Origin of the sequence: Crocosphaera sp. (assembly GCF_030064895.1) — a bacterium.
Classification (GTDB): domain Bacteria; phylum Cyanobacteriota; class Cyanobacteriia; order Cyanobacteriales; family Microcystaceae; genus Crocosphaera.
Window position 1 is genome coordinate 32,597 of the sequence record NZ_JASJEB010000116.1, and the last position, 16,704, is coordinate 49,300.

Annotated in this window: 12 protein-coding genes and 1 pseudogene; 1 reads left to right on the top strand and 12 read right to left on the bottom strand. The window is 37.6% G+C overall.

Annotated features, from left to right (window positions below; all coding sequences use genetic code 11):
* Nucleotides 1-671: 671 nt before the first annotated feature.
* The 7 genes from tkt to QNJ66_RS22020 all read right to left on the bottom strand — a co-directional run bounded on the left by tkt (nt 672) and on the right by QNJ66_RS22020 (nt 11,164).
* Nucleotides 672-2,681 carry a transketolase gene (gene tkt / locus QNJ66_RS21990; protein ID WP_300510787.1) on the bottom strand — a complete coding sequence of 670 codons (2,010 nt, stop codon included), beginning with the start codon at nt 2,679-2,681 and terminating at the stop codon, nt 672-674.
* Nucleotides 2,682-2,843: 162 nt separating this feature from the next.
* Nucleotides 2,844-3,512, bottom strand: a complete 669-nt coding sequence (locus QNJ66_RS21995) for a pentapeptide repeat-containing protein (RefSeq protein ID WP_300510788.1) — start codon at nt 3,510-3,512, stop codon at nt 2,844-2,846.
* Nucleotides 3,513-3,604: 92 nt separating this feature from the next.
* Nucleotides 3,605-5,533: a DNA topoisomerase (ATP-hydrolyzing) subunit B gene (gene gyrB, locus QNJ66_RS22000; protein ID WP_300510789.1), complete on the bottom strand. Its 1,929-nt coding sequence runs from the start codon at nt 5,531-5,533 to the stop codon at nt 3,605-3,607.
* Between the two features lie 264 nt (nt 5,534-5,797).
* Entirely contained in the window at nt 5,798-6,850 is a 1,053-nt protein-coding gene (locus QNJ66_RS22005; RefSeq protein ID WP_300510790.1) for an LD-carboxypeptidase, read from the bottom strand.
* A gap of 139 nt (nt 6,851-6,989) precedes the next feature.
* Entirely contained in the window at nt 6,990-8,000 is a 1,011-nt protein-coding gene (locus QNJ66_RS22010) for a MarC family protein (RefSeq protein WP_300510791.1), read from the bottom strand.
* A 152-nt stretch (nt 8,001-8,152) separates the two neighbouring features.
* Nucleotides 8,153-8,563 carry an 8-oxo-dGTP diphosphatase MutT gene (gene mutT / locus QNJ66_RS22015; protein ID WP_300510792.1) on the bottom strand — a complete coding sequence of 137 codons (411 nt, stop codon included), beginning with the start codon at nt 8,561-8,563 and terminating at the stop codon, nt 8,153-8,155.
* Nucleotides 8,564-8,641: 78 nt separating this feature from the next.
* Nucleotides 8,642-11,164 (bottom strand): glycogen/starch/alpha-glucan phosphorylase, encoded by a 2,523-nt coding sequence (locus QNJ66_RS22020; RefSeq protein ID WP_300510793.1) that lies wholly within the window; start codon nt 11,162-11,164, stop codon nt 8,642-8,644.
* Between the two features lie 536 nt (nt 11,165-11,700).
* On the opposite strand from QNJ66_RS22020, the gene pyk reads away from it, so the two are divergent.
* Entirely contained in the window at nt 11,701-13,128 is a 1,428-nt protein-coding gene (gene pyk, locus QNJ66_RS22025) for a pyruvate kinase (protein WP_300510794.1), read from the top strand.
* Between the two features lie 36 nt (nt 13,129-13,164).
* Here pyk and QNJ66_RS22030 read toward each other — a convergent pair whose 3' ends face one another.
* The 5 genes and pseudogenes from QNJ66_RS22030 to QNJ66_RS22050 form a co-directional block, all read right to left on the bottom strand.
* The gene (locus tag QNJ66_RS22030; protein WP_300510795.1) at nt 13,165-13,395 is read right to left on the bottom strand and encodes a hypothetical protein; all 231 of its coding nucleotides are present in this window, start codon (nt 13,393-13,395) and stop codon (nt 13,165-13,167) included.
* 90 nt (nt 13,396-13,485) lie between these two features.
* A complete protein-coding gene (gene rnhA / locus QNJ66_RS22035) occupies nt 13,486-13,956 on the bottom strand; it encodes a ribonuclease HI (protein WP_300510796.1) in 471 nt (156 codons plus the stop codon).
* Between the two features lie 56 nt (nt 13,957-14,012).
* Nucleotides 14,013-14,255 (bottom strand): annotated as a pseudogene (locus QNJ66_RS22040) (Uma2 family endonuclease); the annotation flags it as partial.
* Between the two features lie 120 nt (nt 14,256-14,375).
* Complete coding sequence (locus QNJ66_RS22045; RefSeq protein ID WP_300510797.1) at nt 14,376-15,296, bottom strand: lamin tail domain-containing protein; 921 nt, start codon at nt 15,294-15,296, stop codon at nt 14,376-14,378.
* 423 nt (nt 15,297-15,719) lie between these two features.
* Nucleotides 15,720-16,493 (bottom strand): endonuclease/exonuclease/phosphatase family protein, encoded by a 774-nt coding sequence (locus QNJ66_RS22050; RefSeq protein ID WP_300510798.1) that lies wholly within the window; start codon nt 16,491-16,493, stop codon nt 15,720-15,722.
* Nucleotides 16,494-16,704: the final 211 nt, after the last annotated feature.

The window sequence follows — 16,704 nt, forward strand, 5'->3', positions numbered from 1 at the left end:
CAGTCTACAGTTTCACCTAGATTGTAGCTACAAACTCCAACTGAATGTAGGATGCAGAATTTAGAAATAATTAAATACTGATATACTACTCCATCTAAGCAGCGATCGCTTTTCAAAGGGGAATATTGGGAATTGAAAAATACTGTTTCTTTTTGCTACTTCTCGGACTTAACTAGGGGTTTTGTAAGCGCACGCCTTTTCCACTATTTATAGAATATCATGTCAAGTCAAGCAAAAGCAAGTTTTTTTTACATTTCTTGCCAATAAGTTCTTACAAGTGGTAACTGCTCACTGCTCACTGGTAACTGATAACTGAGAATGGGAACAAAGAAAAAACATCCAGGGTCAATCTAACTCGGCACCTGTTCAAGCGTTGAGGGGAGGAATTTTTCCCATATGAACCTCCCCCAATTCTTTTTATTTTTCATGCAGAGTTAAATAATAAATAGCAGCAATATTTTTGGCTACTGCCTCCTGCTATATATAGCACTTCTCATACTTGTGAGGTACATAGGTTATCTCTTTGAGGCAGGAGGCAGGGGGCAGGAGGCAGGAGTTCGGTGTACCTCATGAGTCCGAGAAACGCTATAATAAATGAAAAAATAAACAAGAAAAAACCCCCTAAACATTCAGAGGGCTTTGATTAATTAATAATAGTAATTAGGCATTAATTAACCTAAAACAGCCTTAGCTTTAGCCAAAACATTATCAACACTAAAGCCGAATTTTTCCATACAAGTTCCACCAGGAGCAGAAGCACCAAAAGTATCAATACTGACGCTATAGCCTTCAGGTCCAACGTATTTTGACCAACCAAAGCTAACACCAGCTTCCACAGATAAACGCTTGGTTACAGCTTTGGGGAAAACAGACTCTTTATAAGCTTCGTCTTGTGCTTCAAATAACTCCCAAGAAGGCATAGAAACCACGCGAACTTTCTTACCTTCGCCAGTTAATTTTTCAGCAGCAGCCACACAAAGACTGACTTCTGAACCGGTTCCCATGAGGATAATATCAGGAGTTCCATCACAGTCAACAATAGGGTAAGCACCCTTAGCCACTCCTTCCATAGAAGTTCCAGGGAGGTTAGGCACTTTCTGACGGGTAAAGGCTAATAAACTAGGAGCATGAGCTTTCGCTTTCTCAACCGCTACCTTATAAGCTCCAGAACACTCATTTCCATCAGCAGGACGAAAAACAGTTAAATCAGGAATAGCTCGTAAAGAAGCCAAAACCTCTACAGGTTGGTGAGTAGGACCATCTTCACCTTGTCCAATGGAGTCGTGAGTCATAACCCAGATAGCACCAACTTGAGACAAAGCTGATAAACGGATAGAAGCCCGCATATAATCAGTAAAGATTAAGAAAGTAGCACCGTAAGGAATTAAACCTGAACCATGTAAAGAGATTCCGTTACAGATAGCACCCATACCATGCTCACGCACCCCAAAGTGGACGTTACGGTTAGCATACTCTCCTTTTTGGAAGTCCCCAGAAACTTTTAATTCTGTTAAGTTAGAGTGGGTTAAATCAGCAGAACCACCAATTAACTCAGGTAACACAGGAGCTAAGATGTTGAGGATAGCGGCGGAATGCTTCCGAGTAGGTAGTCCATCATCATCAGGAGTAAACTTAGGTAAGTCCTTATCCCAACCATCGGGAAGTTGACCACTTAAATAACGTTCAAACTCAGCCGCTTCTGCGGGATATTTAGCCTTATAAGCTGCAAACGCTTGATCCCATTCAGCTTCATAACTAGCACCCTGTTCAGCCTTATTCATGTGGCTAAGAACATCTTGGGGAATATCGAAGGGTTCATAGTTCCATCCTAAGTTTTTACGGGTTAAAGCCACTTCATCCGTACCTAAAGCAGCACCGTGAACACCGGCGGTGTCTTGTTTGTTGGGAGAACCATAACCGATTGTGGTGGTAACCTTGATCATCGTAGGCTTATCGGTGACTTTTTTCGCCTCTTCGATGGCCTTAGCAATAGCATCTAAATCGGTGTTACCATTTGGTACATGGAGAACGTGCCAACCGTAAGCTTCAAAGCGTTTGGATACATCTTCGGTAAAGGCTACATCTGTAGAACCATCAATAGAAATGTGGTTATCATCATAAAGAGCGATCAGTTTGCCTAAACCCCAGTGTCCAGCAATAGAACAAGCTTCACCGGCCACACCTTCCATATTGCAACCATCCCCTAAAATAACATAGGTGTAATGGTCAACGATGGTGGCATCGGGTTTGTTAAAAGTAGCTGCTAAATGGGCTTCTGCTACGGCTAAACCTACTCCATTAGCGATCCCTTGTCCTAAAGGTCCGGTGGTAACTTCTACCCCTTCGGTTTCAAAGTTTTCTGGGTGTCCAGGGGTTTTCGATCCCCATTGACGGAACTGTTTAATGTCTTCGATGGTGACACTATCGTAACCGGTCAAATATAGTAAGGCGTACTGTAACATACAGCCATGACCAGCAGATAGGATGAAGCGATCGCGGTTAAACCATTTGGGGTTTTTGGGGTTAAACCGCATGAACTGATTCCAGAGGACATAGGCCATGGGAGCCGCACCCATAGGCAGTCCGGGGTGTCCTGATTTAGCTTTTTCTACAGCGTCAACTGCTAAAAAACGAATAGAATTAATAGAAAGTTCTTGAAGTGACTGGGTGGCAGCAACCATAATTTTTCTTGAAATAAACTACGATAAGACAACAATCAGTGTGGAGTGGGCAACTCCTGGTCTGTGATTTGCCCCAAGGTTTGTATTTATCATCCCACTCTTGGGTAACGATGGGAAGATAGAGTGTAATAATTTTCTGAATAACTTAATAAACTACTTCGGTTATTGATAAGCCCCAAACTTAGACACATCTCCACGGTAGATGGTGTCATTAGGCATTCTTGCACGAAATAAATCTACAACCGAGAAATTTGCCTCTGTCAAGATAGCATTTGAAAGTGTTATGTCTCTCATCGATGAACCTTCAAAATCAGCACTGGACAAATTAGAACCAGACAAAATTGCTTGATCAAAGTTGGCAGATTGAGCGATCGCACCAATTAAATCAGCCTCAATAAGAATAGCACCTTCAAGATCCGCCGCAGTAAGGATAGCTTCTGATAAAGTGGCGTGGTCCATTTCAGCATTAGATAGTTTAGCATCAGAAAGATCGGCACCAGTTAAATCAGCATCGGATAGTTTAACACCTGATAACTCTGCATAAGAGAGATTTGCTCCAGTAAGATTGGCCCCTGCTAGTTTAGCCTCTATCAATAGTGAATCAGATAAATCTGCTCCTGATAGATCTGCACCAATCAGTACGCTACCATATAAATCTTTTCCAGATAAATCTGCCCCTGTGAGATCGCATCCATTACATTCATTTGTTTGCAACAAATGGTCATAATCTGAGGAGGAAAAAGCATGAGCGGGTAGATTAAAAGTAGTTAAGCTCAGAAAAACAGTCAAGACTAACGCACAAAACCAAAGTAAACCTGATTTAATCTTCATAGAGTTAATTGTCGGAAGTTAGAAAATAAAATTTGGTAGAGATATTCAAGGCAAAATCTCTACCAAAGCAGTTTAACTTGCTAGAGTAACGATTAAATATCGAGATCCGTTAAGTTCAATTTTGGTCCGTAAGTTTCGATAAATTCCCGTCTGGGGGCAACACGATCGCCCATTAAAATAGTAAAGATGCGATCGGCTTCGGCAGCGTCTTCTATTTCTACTTGTTTCATGCTACGAGTTTCTGGGTTCATAGTAGTTTCCCACAGTTGAGTTGGCATCATTTCCCCTAACCCTTTGAACCGTTGAATCGTATAATTTGCATTAGTAGGAAGACTATTAATATGTTCTTGTAATTGTCGTTCATTGTAACAATAAACATGGTTTCGTCCTCTCTCTACTTTATACAAGGGAGGACAAGCAATATAAACATATCCTTGGTCAACTAATGCCCGTTGATAACGATAGAAAAAGGTTAATAACAGAGTCCGAATATGAGCCCCATCTACGTCAGCATCGGTCATAATTACAATACGATGATAACGCAATTGTGCTGAATCAAATTCTTCTCCTTTTATACCTAAACCTAGAGCAGTAATTAAGGATTGAATTTCGTTATTTTTGTAGATTTTAGCATCATCGGTTTTTTCAATATTAATAATTTTACCTCTGAGTGGCAAAATAGCTTGAAACCGTCGATCTCTTCCTTGTTTTGCTGAACCTCCAGCAGAGTCTCCTTCTACTAAGAAAATCTCTGATTCTTCGGGATCTCTACTACTACAATCTGCTAATTTTCCGGGTAAGGGAGAAGATTCTAAAACGGACTTACGACGAACTAATTCACGGGCCCTTCTCGCTGCTTCTGCTGCTTTAAAAGCCTGTACAGCTTTTTCAATAATATTATCAGCAACTTGGGGATTAAATTCTAAGTATTCGGTTAACACTTCCCCTACTAAGGAATCTACAATACCTCTAACTTCTGTATTCCCTAATTTCGTCTTTGTTTGCCCTTCAAATTCCGGCTCGGGAACCTTAACAGAAATCACTCCTGTTAGACCTTCCCTAACATTTTCACCCCCTAAATTAGAATCATTATCTTTTAATTTGTTGCGTTTTCTAGCAACATTATTCATGGTACGAGTGAGAACTGTTTTTAACCCTTCTAAATGTGTTCCTCCATCAATGGTGCGAATGTTATTGGCAAATCCTAATAAGTTATCGCTGTAAGCATCTACACACCAGAGTAAAGCAACTTCAACTTGTGTCCCGTTCTTTTCTCCTGAAACATAAATAATATCTTTGTGTAAAGGATCTTTATCTCGACACATATAAGTGACATATTCTTTAATCCCTCCTTCATAGCAATAAGTTTCACTATAAGGTTCTTCTTTTCTATGATCAGTAAATGTTATTTTCACCCCGGCATTGAGATAGGCTAATTCTTTTAATCTTCCAGCCAAAGTATTATAATCAAACTCAATTCCTCCTGAAAATATTTGAATATCAGGGAGAAAAGAAACAGAGGTTCCAGTTGAATGTTTTTTATCCGGTTTTGTGTCTAATGAACCAAGAGGAACTCCCCTTTCATAACGTTGGGTATGAATATTATTATTACGCCAAACATTAACAAGAACCCATTCAGATAATGCGTTAACAACGGAAATACCAACCCCGTGTAAACCTCCCGAAACCTTATAACCACCCCCTCCAAATTTTCCCCCGGCATGAAGGACAGTCATGACAGTTTCTAAAGCTGACTTACCCGTGGTAGGATGAACGTCTGTAGGGATGCCACGGCCATCGTCAGTAACAGTTATTGAACCATCGGCGTTAATATCAACTTCGATATGGGTGCAATAACCAGCCAAGGCTTCATCAATGGAATTATCCACGACTTCGTAGACGAGGTGGTGAAGTCCTCTGGACCCTGTGGTTCCAATGTACATCCCTGGACGTTTGCGAACCGGTTCTAACCCTTCGAGAACTTGTATTTGTTCTGCACCGTAATTACTTTTTGTGGTCATGGAGTTTCCTTATAATCGCTTTTGATGTGCCTTGTTCCGACTCAATGGCAAAATCTTTAAAAATTGTAGCACATAAGGGTTAAAGGCTGCTTAAAGTTGAATTGAGAATATTTATATCATGGGATACAGGGTCTATATCATCATAGCAGATATGGCAGGGTGAGACTGGGGGATGGGGAGAATTAGCAAAAAGCGCATTCTTATCCATCTTTGAAAGAAGAGGTTTTATCCAGACTTAATTAATTATCTATTGTCCATTATCCATTATCCATTAATAACCCCTGATTCTAAATAGTTAATTGTTCCTGTATTGGCATTAATTTCCACTTCTACTCCCATAGGAAAGGTTAAAATTGGTTCAATATGTCCAATTTGTGCGCCCATCCAAGCTGGAATTTCTAATGGTTTGATATGGTCATTTATAACTTGTTCTAAGGTTAAAGAAGCATAACCACCACTAGGTAAACATTTGGTACACTGACCAAAAATAAACCCCGATATTTTATCTAAAATTCCAGCTATTTTTAAGTGAGTCATCATGCGATCAATACGGTAAATATCTTCTCCAACATCTTCAATGAATAAAATATGTCCTCTAAAATCTGGTACATAAGGAGAACCAATAATTGCTGATAAAACTGATAAGTTTCCACCTATTATTTTTCCTCTGGCTGTTCCTGAGTTGATTGTTTTTATTCTATTTTTTACTTGCATTAAGCGGTTATTATCATCAGTATCTCGTTCATTTTGAAAGCTAATTTTTTGTTCAGTAAATAATGCTTGTTTGAAAGAATTTACTTGTTTTGGTCGCCAAGAACTAAAACCATTGGGACCATGAAAGGTTACTAATCCTGATTTGGTATAAATGGCCATTAATAAGACTGTTATATCACTAAAACCAACAATAATTTTAGGGTTATTTCTAATTACATTATAGTCTAAATAAGGTAAAATTCGAGCGCATCCCCAACCACCACGAATGGGTAATAATAAGTCAATTTTTGGGTCGGCAAAAAACTGGTTAATATCATCGGCACGATCTCGATCTTTTCCTGCAAAATAACCATATTGATCTAAAACATGATTACCTAAATAAGGGACTAATCCTAATGCTTTGATGGCATCTTGTACAATATCAATCTGTTCTGTAATATAAGTTTTTCCTGCTGGACTAACTAAGCCAACTCCTGAACCTGGTTTAAGTTTTCGGGGTTTAATAAGAGAAGCATTTTGAGCAGATGCTGTAAAATAAAGAGAAGTTAAAAGGCTTAAACTTCCCAGAGATGCGCTTAAAAATTGACGACGATTTAAAGACATTTTTAGAATTAATTAGAGCCAATTTATTGTTATAAATGGAGTAAAATTATTAGCTAGGTTATGTAATGAAACTAAACAAGTTAAAGAATAGAATAAGGGTACTTCTATTCATTGTTTGTGTCAAGTCAATTATCTAATATTATTGTTGAAGAATAAAATTAATAGTTAGTATTTGTAAGGTAATTCCCGAAAACATAAAAGAGATAGCTAAGGCTAACTGAATAATACTTAAAATTAAACTTAAAATTTGTAGTAATGTCGGTTGAAGAACAGTTAAAATTTGTCTTGCGTATAGCATAGAGAGTAAGTTAAGAATCATTATAACCATAATTAATCCCAAAATTTTATAAACATTATTGTCAAGTCTTTGTGCTACAGTCATAGATATCATTACTAATGCTATACCTTGAGGAGTTAAAATTGTCGGAAAAGTAAGTGGGGAAACTAATGCTGTCAAGGGATTTTCTGGTATAGGAAAAGAATTATTTGTTTGAGGATCATATTGTTGTAAAAGCATTTTTAGGGAAAGTAAAAATAAAACAATTCCTGCGGCTACCATTAAAGAACTGAGACTAATTTTGTATTTATTTAAAAGATTTTCACTGGTTAAAGCAACTATAATAATAGATAAAGTTGATAAAATAAAACTTCTGATAGCTAACTGAATTCTGACTTGTTTGCTAGCATTTTTAGTCAGTCTGGCAAACACTGGAATAATTTTTATAGGTCCAATTGTCATAAATAAAATTATAGTTAATCTAGACCAAGAGTCCTTACCATAAATTTTTCTAAGATCCCGAATAAATTGTATTTGGTGTTCTATTATATTTCTTAAATCTGTTGTTTCACTAATTACGTCATCATTTTGGGTTCTGTTTGAGGCAATCTTACATTCATCAACATTCCAACAAATATTATTTTTAAACTCTGTGGTTAAGGACAGGGTATTATCAAGAGCGTTTATTCTGGAAAATTCTTGTAAAGGTTGCGCAAAAGAGTTAACTGTGAATATTGTGAAATTACCCCATAAAATTAGTACATAAATTAATAAAATTAAGCCAATAGAAATTAATTTTTTATGTAAATACATCCATTTTTTTTGTTTTAGTTTTACCAATAAATTTTTAGCTCTATCTTTGATTAAATTCATTGTTAATTGTCCTATTTTACTATTGGGAATAAAATCAATTGCTTCTAATTATTTCATTCTAGTTTAAATTTTTTTGCTTATTTTGTAATAGTTCATTCTTGATTGCTATATATTTGTAGGGTTCAACGGCCGTTGAACCCTACTATTATTTTTTATCTATTTTTCAACATCTCAATGATCTTTATATTGGCTTCAGGAAAAGTAAACTTATCAATTTCTTTTAAAGTTACCCAACGTATTTCCTGACATTCGATGGGTTTGGGTTCCCCTCTTAAATAGCGACAAATATGAACACATAAAGTTACTTTAAAATCAGTATAAGTATGCTCTAAATTAACTAGATTTTCTCCGACTTCAATATCAATATCAATCTCTTCTTTAATCTCTCGTTTGATACAATCTTCTACTGTTTCACCTGGTTCTATTTTTCCCCCAGGAAACTCCCATAAACCTCCTAATAAACCTTTATCAGGACGACGATCTATTAAAATTAAACCAGTGTCATTATAGATGACAGCGACACCAATTTTTTTATGGGTAAGGGGTTTAGTAGTTTCAGTCATGGAAAGTTAATTTTGTTGGCCTTGGTAACAATATAGCGTAATATAACGATAAAATCTTCCCTTTAACATCAATATATCTTAGAATTTATTGACACTGAGTTGTGCGTCTTTTTGGACATAATCTTTGAGTTTAATGGGAACCGGAGAAGCATTCCAAATCTTATCACAATAATCTTTTATGGAGCGATCACTGGAAAATTTACCCATTCTAGCCACATTCAAAATAGACATTTTACTCCAATTTTCCTGGTCTTTATAAGCTTGAGAAACCTTATCTTGACATTCAATATAAGACTTATAATCCGCTAATAAAAGATAGGGATCTTCGTACATTAAATTATCTACAATAGGCTTAAATAATTCGGGATCGCCATGAGAAAAGAATCCAGACTCGATTAAGTCTAAAACTCCTCTTAATTCGGGAATAGAAGCATAATACCGACGAGGAACATAACCTTGTGCTTTTAAGTTTAAAACTTCTGGAGTTGTTAACCCGAATAAAAAGAAATTTTCGGCTCCAACTTCTTCACGAATTTCTACGTTTGCCCCGTCTAATGTACCAATAGTTAAGGCACCATTCATAGAAAATTTCATATTTCCGGTTCCAGATGCTTCTTTTCCTGCTGTAGAAATTTGTTCTGATAAATCAGCCGCCGGATAAACTCTTTGACCAAAGGTAACGTTATAATCTGGTAAGAAAATTACCTTCAAACGATCGCCTATATCTCCATCATTATTAACCACATCCCCTACTGCTGTGATCAATTTAATCATACGTTTGGCCATAAAATAACCAGGGGCTGCTTTACCACCAAAAATGAAGGTACGGGGGGGAACATCTAGGTTAGGATCGTTCTTAAGACGCTTATACAGAGTAATAATGTGTAAGACGTTTAAATGTTGCCGTTTATATTCATGAATGCGTTTCACCTGTACATCAAATAAGGATTCAGGGTTAACAACAATTCCTACTTTTTGTTGAATATGATTAGCTAAATCTTTTTTAACCGCCTGTTTAGCTTCTCGCCATTTCTTCCGGAAAGTTTTATCTTCTGCGTAGCTTTCTAATTTCTTTAATTCCTGTAAATTATTAATCCAATTATCGCCAATTTTTGAAGTAATTAATTCACTCAAACGAGGGTTACTTTGAACCACCCAACGACGAGGGGTAACACCATTAGTAACATTGGTAAATTTTTTAGGCCAAAGTAGATAAAAGTCGTGAAGAATAGTATCTTTTACCAATTGGGAATGTAACTCAGCCACCCCATTAATATGATGGGAACCAATACAAGCTAAATGCGCCATTCTGACATATCTTTCCCCACTTTCATCGATAATAGAAAGAGCAGAAATTTTGCTATCATCGTTAGGAAATTTAATGCGAACTTGATCTAAGAAACGACTATTAATTTCATAGATAATTTCGAGAACACGAGGTAATAAATTACCAAAAATTTCAATAGGCCATTTTTCCAATGCTTCTGGTAATAAAGTATGATTAGTATAAGCAAAAGTCTTCTCAACAATATTCCAAGCTTTGCCCCATTCATATTCATAAATATCCACCAATAAGCGCATTAATTCAGCTACAGCAACCGCCGGGTGAGTGTCATTTAATTGTACTGCCCATTGTTCATAAAAATTATCTAAATTTGGATTATTTAATAAATGAATCCGAATCATATCTTGTAAAGAACAAGAGACAAAAAAGTATTGTTGTTTTAATCTTAATTCTTTACCTTCGATTTGTTCATCGTTAGGATAAAGAACTTTTGTCAGGTTTTCTGAACTAACTTTATCATCCACTGCCCCATAATAATCTCCCACATTAAAGCGTTGAAAATCGAAAGATTCACAAGCTTCTGATCGCCATAATCTCATAGTGTTAACTGTGTTAACTTTATAACCAGTAATAGGGGTATCATAGGGAATTCCTTTAACTATATATTCGGGAACCCAACGGATATGAAACTGATCATGTCCATCGACATAAGGTTCAGTATGACCGCCAAAATTAACAGTAACAGAAGCTTCAGGACGACAAATTTCCCAAGGGTTTCCATACTGTAACCATTTATCCGTTATTTCTACTTGCCAACCGTCTCTAATTTCCTGATCAAAAATGCCGAATTCGTAGCGAATTCCATAACCAATGGCCGGTACTTCTAAACTGGATAAAGAGTCCATATAACAAGCAGCTAAACGTCCTAAACCACCATTACCAAGTCCAGGTTCTTCTTCTGCTTCAATCAATTCTTTTATGTTTAAACCTGATGCTGTTACAGCTTCTTTTACTTTTTCAGCAATACCTAAATTAATTAAATTGTTTTCTAAATGTGGTCCCACTAAAAATTCTGCTGATAAGTAACAAACTTTTTTTACATCTTTTTCTAGTTTAGTTTGTATGGTGTTTAACCATCTTTGTTGAAGGCGATCTCTGACGGTGTAAGCTAAGGCTAAATAAAAGTCATTTTTGGTGGCAATTTCTGGAAATTTACCTTGAATATAGAAGAGATTATCTAAAATTGCTCGTCGTAAAGTTTGGATCTCTAAACCAGTGCGATCATCTTCAACTTTGACAGGATTTTTTTTAATCATTTTCCCTCCGTTTCTCCTTAAATTTAGGAGATGATAAGTTTTTATATAGCCTTTCTCGGACTCATGAGGTACACCTAATATCTAACTCCGAACTCCTAACTCCGAATTCCGAACTCCGAACTCCTAAAACTAGAAAACTCTGTACCTCACAAGTATGAGAATTGCTAGATTTACCCGATTATAAAATTTTTTGTCATTAACCATTTAAAACTTTTAATAATCTTAACCTTTGCTTTTATAGTTTTGTTAAGAATATATTAATAATGAATTAATTTATAACTAAAATTATAATTTTTTATTGCCAAATCAAGAAAAAATTAATATTATTTTAAGGTGGTTTAAAAAAAAATGTCTCAATAGAAGTTAGTTTAGTAATGGACAATGAACAATGGATAATGGATAATAAAACTTAATTCTTACTTCTGACTTTCCTCTAAAAAATAAAAAGAAAGTATTTCAACAGAATTAATTATTTATCTATGTGAGAAAATTTAAACTACAAAACAAAAAGAATTTAAGCAAAAATCAGGAAACTTATGAAACCGTTAACTTTTCGCACCAAAATTGTTGCCACTATTGGACCAGCTTGTTATTCTGCCGATGTATTGCGTCAAATGATGTTGGCAGGAATGAACGTAGCTAGATTAAACTTTTCTCACGGAAGCTACGAAGATCATGGAAAAATGGTCAAATTACTGCGTCAATTGTCCCAAGAATTAGACCTTCCCTTAACCATTTTACAAGACTTACAAGGGCCAAAAATTCGGGTGGGAGACATCCCTAATAACGGCATGACTTTAACAGAAGGTTCCTCTTTAACTATCGTTCCTTTAGAAGAATGGAACGGTCAAGAAAACACCGTAGGGATCGATTATCCTTATGTAGCCGAAGAAGCGCAACCAGGGACACAAGTTTTGTTAGACGATGGTCTACTAGAGTTAACCGTGGAAACCGTCGAGGGTAAAGCAGTGACTTGTAAAGTAGTTGAAGGGGGTATTCTCAAAAGTCATAAAGGGGTCAACTTTCCCTCTCTGAATTTACGACTGCCTTCCATGACCGAAAAGGATAAAAAAGACTTGGAATTTGGTATCTCTCAGGGTGTAGATATCATTTCCTTGAGTTTTGTTCGTCAAGCAGCCGATATTCAAGCACTCAAAGCCTTTTTAGCTGCGAGAAATGTGGACATTCCCGTGTTAGCAAAAATCGAAAAACCCCAGGCCATCGAACATTTAGAAGCAATAGTCGATGAATGTAATGCCATCATGGTGGCCCGTGGAGACTTAGGGGTGGAGATGCGTCCCGAAAAGGTTCCCCTACTGCAAAAACGTATTATTCGGATGTGTAATCAAAAGGGTATTCCTGTGATTACTGCGACGCAAATGCTAGATAGTATGATTCGTAACCCTCGTCCTACCCGCGCTGAGGCCAGCGATGTGGCTAATGCTATCATTGATGGAACCGATGCAGTTATGCTCTCAGGAGAGTCTGCTGTGGGGGACTTTCCTGTGCAAGCGGTGACCATGTTAGCGAGTATTGCCCGTGATATTGAGTCGGAAATTACCTTTACTAATTATGCTCCACGAAATCTAGATAAAGCTCATGCCTTAGCCGAGGCCCTCAACTCCATTGATAAGGTGCTGGCTCTACAATGTATTGTAGCTTTTACAGAAACGGGATATTCCGCTAAACTTGCTGCTGCTGAGCGTCCCAAAGTTCCTGTGGTGGCTTTGACCCCTAGCATAGAAGTTTATCACCGTCTTAACCTAGTTTGGGGTGTACGTCCAGTTCTGTTTGAATGCGATTACCTAACCCTAGAAGAATTACTTAAACAGATGGAAGCCTTATTATTAGAGCGAAATTTCGTCAGTCAAGGGGATCAAGTTTTGATTTTGGGTGGTTTACCCTTGAGACAAAGCAGAAGCACCAGTTTCCTTAATATTCATACTATTGGAAACCCCAATTAGGATCAAAGCGGGACGCAAACCTTGCGTCCTCAACTGTTAATCGTTCCATTCTCCTCGCGGTGGTAAAGGAGGGTTACGACGAAAGGTACGAGTCAAGTCATCATCTCTATTTCGTTCCCCGTTTAACCATTGCTTAATCGCTGTTTCAATAATGCGACTAGGATCATTGGTCAGGTGTTTGATTTGTTCTAGAACTTCTGCATCAATGTTAATAGAGATTTCCACTTTATCAGCGTTTCGCTGAGTAGAGGTCGCATTATCGTTCATAATTTTTTTCCAATCTTCTATATCTTATTGTACAAGCAAGGGAATTCCTTTTTTTCGTTGATCCATTGATCTTCAAAAATGTTAAATTACTTAATCTTGTTGTTCATAAACTGCATCAATAGATAATTCTAGTTGTTGACAAGCGGCCACTGCTAAGCGATCGCATTGTTCGTTTTCAGGGTGTCCGGCGTGACCTTTAACCCAGATAAATTCTACTTGATGTTGTTCACAGAGGTCCAATAATTTTTGCCATAAATCAGGATTTTTGGCTTGTTCTTTTTTGTTTCTTTGCCAATCATTGGCTTGCCATTTTTTTGCCCATCCTTTGGTTATAGCATCGACTAAGTAACGCGAATCAGTATATAAAGTAACATCACAGGGTGTATTTAGGGCTTCGAGGCCAATAATAGCGGCCATCATTTCCATGCGGTTATTGGTGGTTAAACGATAACCTCCTGAGAGTTCTTTTCTGTGTTCATTGTAGCTTAAAATAATCCCGTAACCGCCTTTTCCTGGGTTGCCAGAACAAGCACCGTCGGTGTAAATTTGTACCTTTTTCATGGAATTATTAGCCCTGTAGACATTATAATTTTTAATGTGATTTCTCGGTTAATATATTACCAGATTCTTTCTAATTCTAAGACAAAATCCACTAACACATCTTCTCCTGATAATGTTTCAGGATTATTTAATATGTCTACTTGTTTTTCTGGTCTATAAATTTCGACTTGTTGCTCTTGACGATTAATTAACCATGCTAATTTTGTCCCATTCTCTATGTATTCTTGCATCTTTTTTTGCAAGGACTTTAAATTATCACTAGGTGAATGTAATTCTACGACAAAATAAGGTAATTCTAACCTCATTTTTTCCATTGACGATATTAGAAACAACCAGTGACGTTTTGGAACTAGGTATTAGGAATAGGAGATAGGGTTTTGAGCCAGATTGTCCAGGTGACAGCCTGGCTAGTTTTAGCCTTAAAAGGCGATTATCTCACCCTCAAAAGTTTCCTCGTACTTTACAAAATCAACAATATTGCCGGTGGCATCAAGCAGTTCAACAGTATCTCCATTATTATTCAATGCCATTGACTGCCCGTTACGGCGAAACTCTACTCTTTCTCCAGGAGCGACTGTTCCAGAAAGGTTCCACATTTGGTTAGCCACATCGCGGAACTTCCAACCTGACAAATCTACTGCTTCGGTACCGAGGTTTTCGATAGTAATAGCTTCATTTTGTGTCTCGACTTGATTATTCCCCAATGGATTGGGGAAAATCTCTACAATCTTTACGGAAGTATTAGGAATAATAATTGGTCTTGTTCGAATCGGGTAAGTCAAGGTAGCTAATACGGGACGATGATCGGTGTCTCCTTCAGGATCTAAAGAGCAATAATCGCGATCTGCTTTGAAACCAATTTCGGATGTTCCTTGCCAATCAGAAGAAGCAAGACCGCCGAGAAATACAAAGTCCAGGATGCTATTGAAGCAAGGTAGGAAACAACCTGTTCCTTCAATAGGACAGGTTCCATCACTTAAGCATTTGGGTTGAATCCATCTAATGTCGCTAGAAGTTGTGAATGTCTCGTAGGCTTTATTTCCTAATTTGTTCAAGTCCCTATTCCGACATTGACCCTCAGGACGTCTACTATTGAGAGAAGGATCGACACTGTAGTCCATATTAAAATCTCCCATAGCTACTACAGGAAGCGTTTGTCGCTCGATCCACTCACGCAGTTTTTTTGCTTGACTGTTTCTAGAGTCCTCATTACCTCTTGCAAAATGATTGGCAACCGCCCAGAATTCAGTATCATCGCTTAATTTAAAGCGCACAGCCAATGGATCGCGATCGCCTCCAACCTCATCAACCAGTTCTTGTTCTCTCCCAACTATAGACATACGCTCGTTATCGTAAAGAATAGCTAGCTTATCTTGGCACCTACCTTTAGTCCCCATTATGACCTTGAAATCAGAACCTGGATAACTTGCAGCTTGAGCATATATCTCTGCGGTATCTTTGTCTGGGACTTCTGATAATGCCCAAAGCGCAGGTCCAGCCAATGCTTCAAAACGTTTTTTAACTATCTGAGGATTGGTTTCCACAATAGTCTCACCGTTACAGAAACGAGGGGATTCTACGTTGAATGTAGCTATCTCTAGCATATCTGTAGATTGCGCCAGTGCTGAGGGTGTAAATGTACAACTGAAGAACAACCAACATCCTATGATTAAGGCTGAGAAACAGTTTTTTAAAATAATCACCAAAATTCCTCCTTGTAAAAATATAATTAATGGTTATCAAAGAAAAAAAAGCCAATCATTCTAAAAATCAAAATCACGAACAACCGCCATGTGCTGCATATTTGGCGCGCCACTATCCTCTTTCCGAATAGGTGTTACTTCAGAGAGAGGAGAATAGACCCGACTATCAAATACGAGTCCATTGGGAAAAGTGTTACTGCCAATTACAACTGGAACCTCTTGCTCTTCTAAATCTACATCAGTATAGATAGCATCATATGGCTTTTTCCTACTCGAATTGGTATCAGGATCTCCAGAGCGATCTACTGGATAGTTGGGACCAGAAGTATTTACCAAAGTATTTAGAGATTTCAAGGCTTGTTCGGAGCGGTTTGAAGTATTGAAATCTCCACCAATGATTAAGTAGTCTTCAGGAGGAACTAGATCTTTTAACTCATCGATCAAGCTATTTGCCTGAGCATTCCTCCTACTTTTTGAATCGTTACTTGCTTTAAAGTGAACGCTTACAACCCACAAATCAGTATCCCCAGGAATATCAATCTTTGCCCAGGGAAAATCCCGATTGCTGATATTATTGTCCTCAATCTCACCCGTATCTACTATGGGGTATAGACTAACTATGCCATTAGGAAGAGGGTTGCTTGTATCCCCTTGTGTATCTTCCCTATAAAAAAATGCATCTGGACCAAATGCATCTTCAACGAGCTGTTCGATGGTTCCTTGCTCGTAAGAGAACTCTTGAATAAGAACAATGTCTGGCTTTAAGCCTTGAAAAATCCGAATACCTGGATTTTCATAGGCTTGCTGGTTACCGCTAGAAGTATTGGCAGCCATAATACGAACGATTTCTGCTTGGGATGGTTGACAGGGAAGTGCAAGCAGTAGCACTATTGCTAGCAAGCTGATTGAATTGAACTACCCCAACTTTAGAAGTTGGGGATTCTTTACACGATAAAGTATCGTCTTGGAGCGTCCAAAAGCCCCTCTAATACCTCTCTCTTTTCAAAGAGATTGGCTTTACTTTTACGTCCAATGTTAGCAGAAC

Excerpts from the sequence above, each read along its gene's own strand:
- pyk (WP_300510794.1), top strand. The coding sequence starts at position 11,701 with ATGAAACCGTTAACTTTTCGCACCAAAATTGTTGCCACTATTGGACCA.
- QNJ66_RS22030 (WP_300510795.1), bottom strand. The coding sequence starts at position 13,395 with ATGAACGATAATGCGACCTCTACTCAGCGAAACGCTGATAAAGTGGAA.
- QNJ66_RS22020 (WP_300510793.1), bottom strand. The coding sequence starts at position 11,164 with ATGATTAAAAAAAATCCTGTCAAAGTTGAAGATGATCGCACTGGTTTA.
- tkt (WP_300510787.1), bottom strand. The coding sequence starts at position 2,681 with ATGGTTGCTGCCACCCAGTCACTTCAAGAACTTTCTATTAATTCTATT.
- QNJ66_RS22005 (WP_300510790.1), bottom strand. The coding sequence starts at position 6,850 with ATGTCTTTAAATCGTCGTCAATTTTTAAGCGCATCTCTGGGAAGTTTA.
- rnhA (WP_300510796.1), bottom strand. The coding sequence starts at position 13,956 with ATGAAAAAGGTACAAATTTACACCGACGGTGCTTGTTCTGGCAACCCA.
- QNJ66_RS21995 (WP_300510788.1), bottom strand. The coding sequence starts at position 3,512 with ATGAAGATTAAATCAGGTTTACTTTGGTTTTGTGCGTTAGTCTTGACT.
- mutT (WP_300510792.1), bottom strand. The coding sequence starts at position 8,563 with ATGACTGAAACTACTAAACCCCTTACCCATAAAAAAATTGGTGTCGCT.
- gyrB (WP_300510789.1), bottom strand. The coding sequence starts at position 5,533 with ATGACCACAAAAAGTAATTACGGTGCAGAACAAATACAAGTTCTCGAA.
- QNJ66_RS22045 (WP_300510797.1), bottom strand. The coding sequence starts at position 15,296 with ATGTCTATAGTTGGGAGAGAACAAGAACTGGTTGATGAGGTTGGAGGC.
- QNJ66_RS22050 (WP_300510798.1), bottom strand. The coding sequence starts at position 16,493 with ATGGCTGCCAATACTTCTAGCGGTAACCAGCAAGCCTATGAAAATCCA.
- QNJ66_RS22010 (WP_300510791.1), bottom strand. The coding sequence starts at position 8,000 with ATGAATTTAATCAAAGATAGAGCTAAAAATTTATTGGTAAAACTAAAA.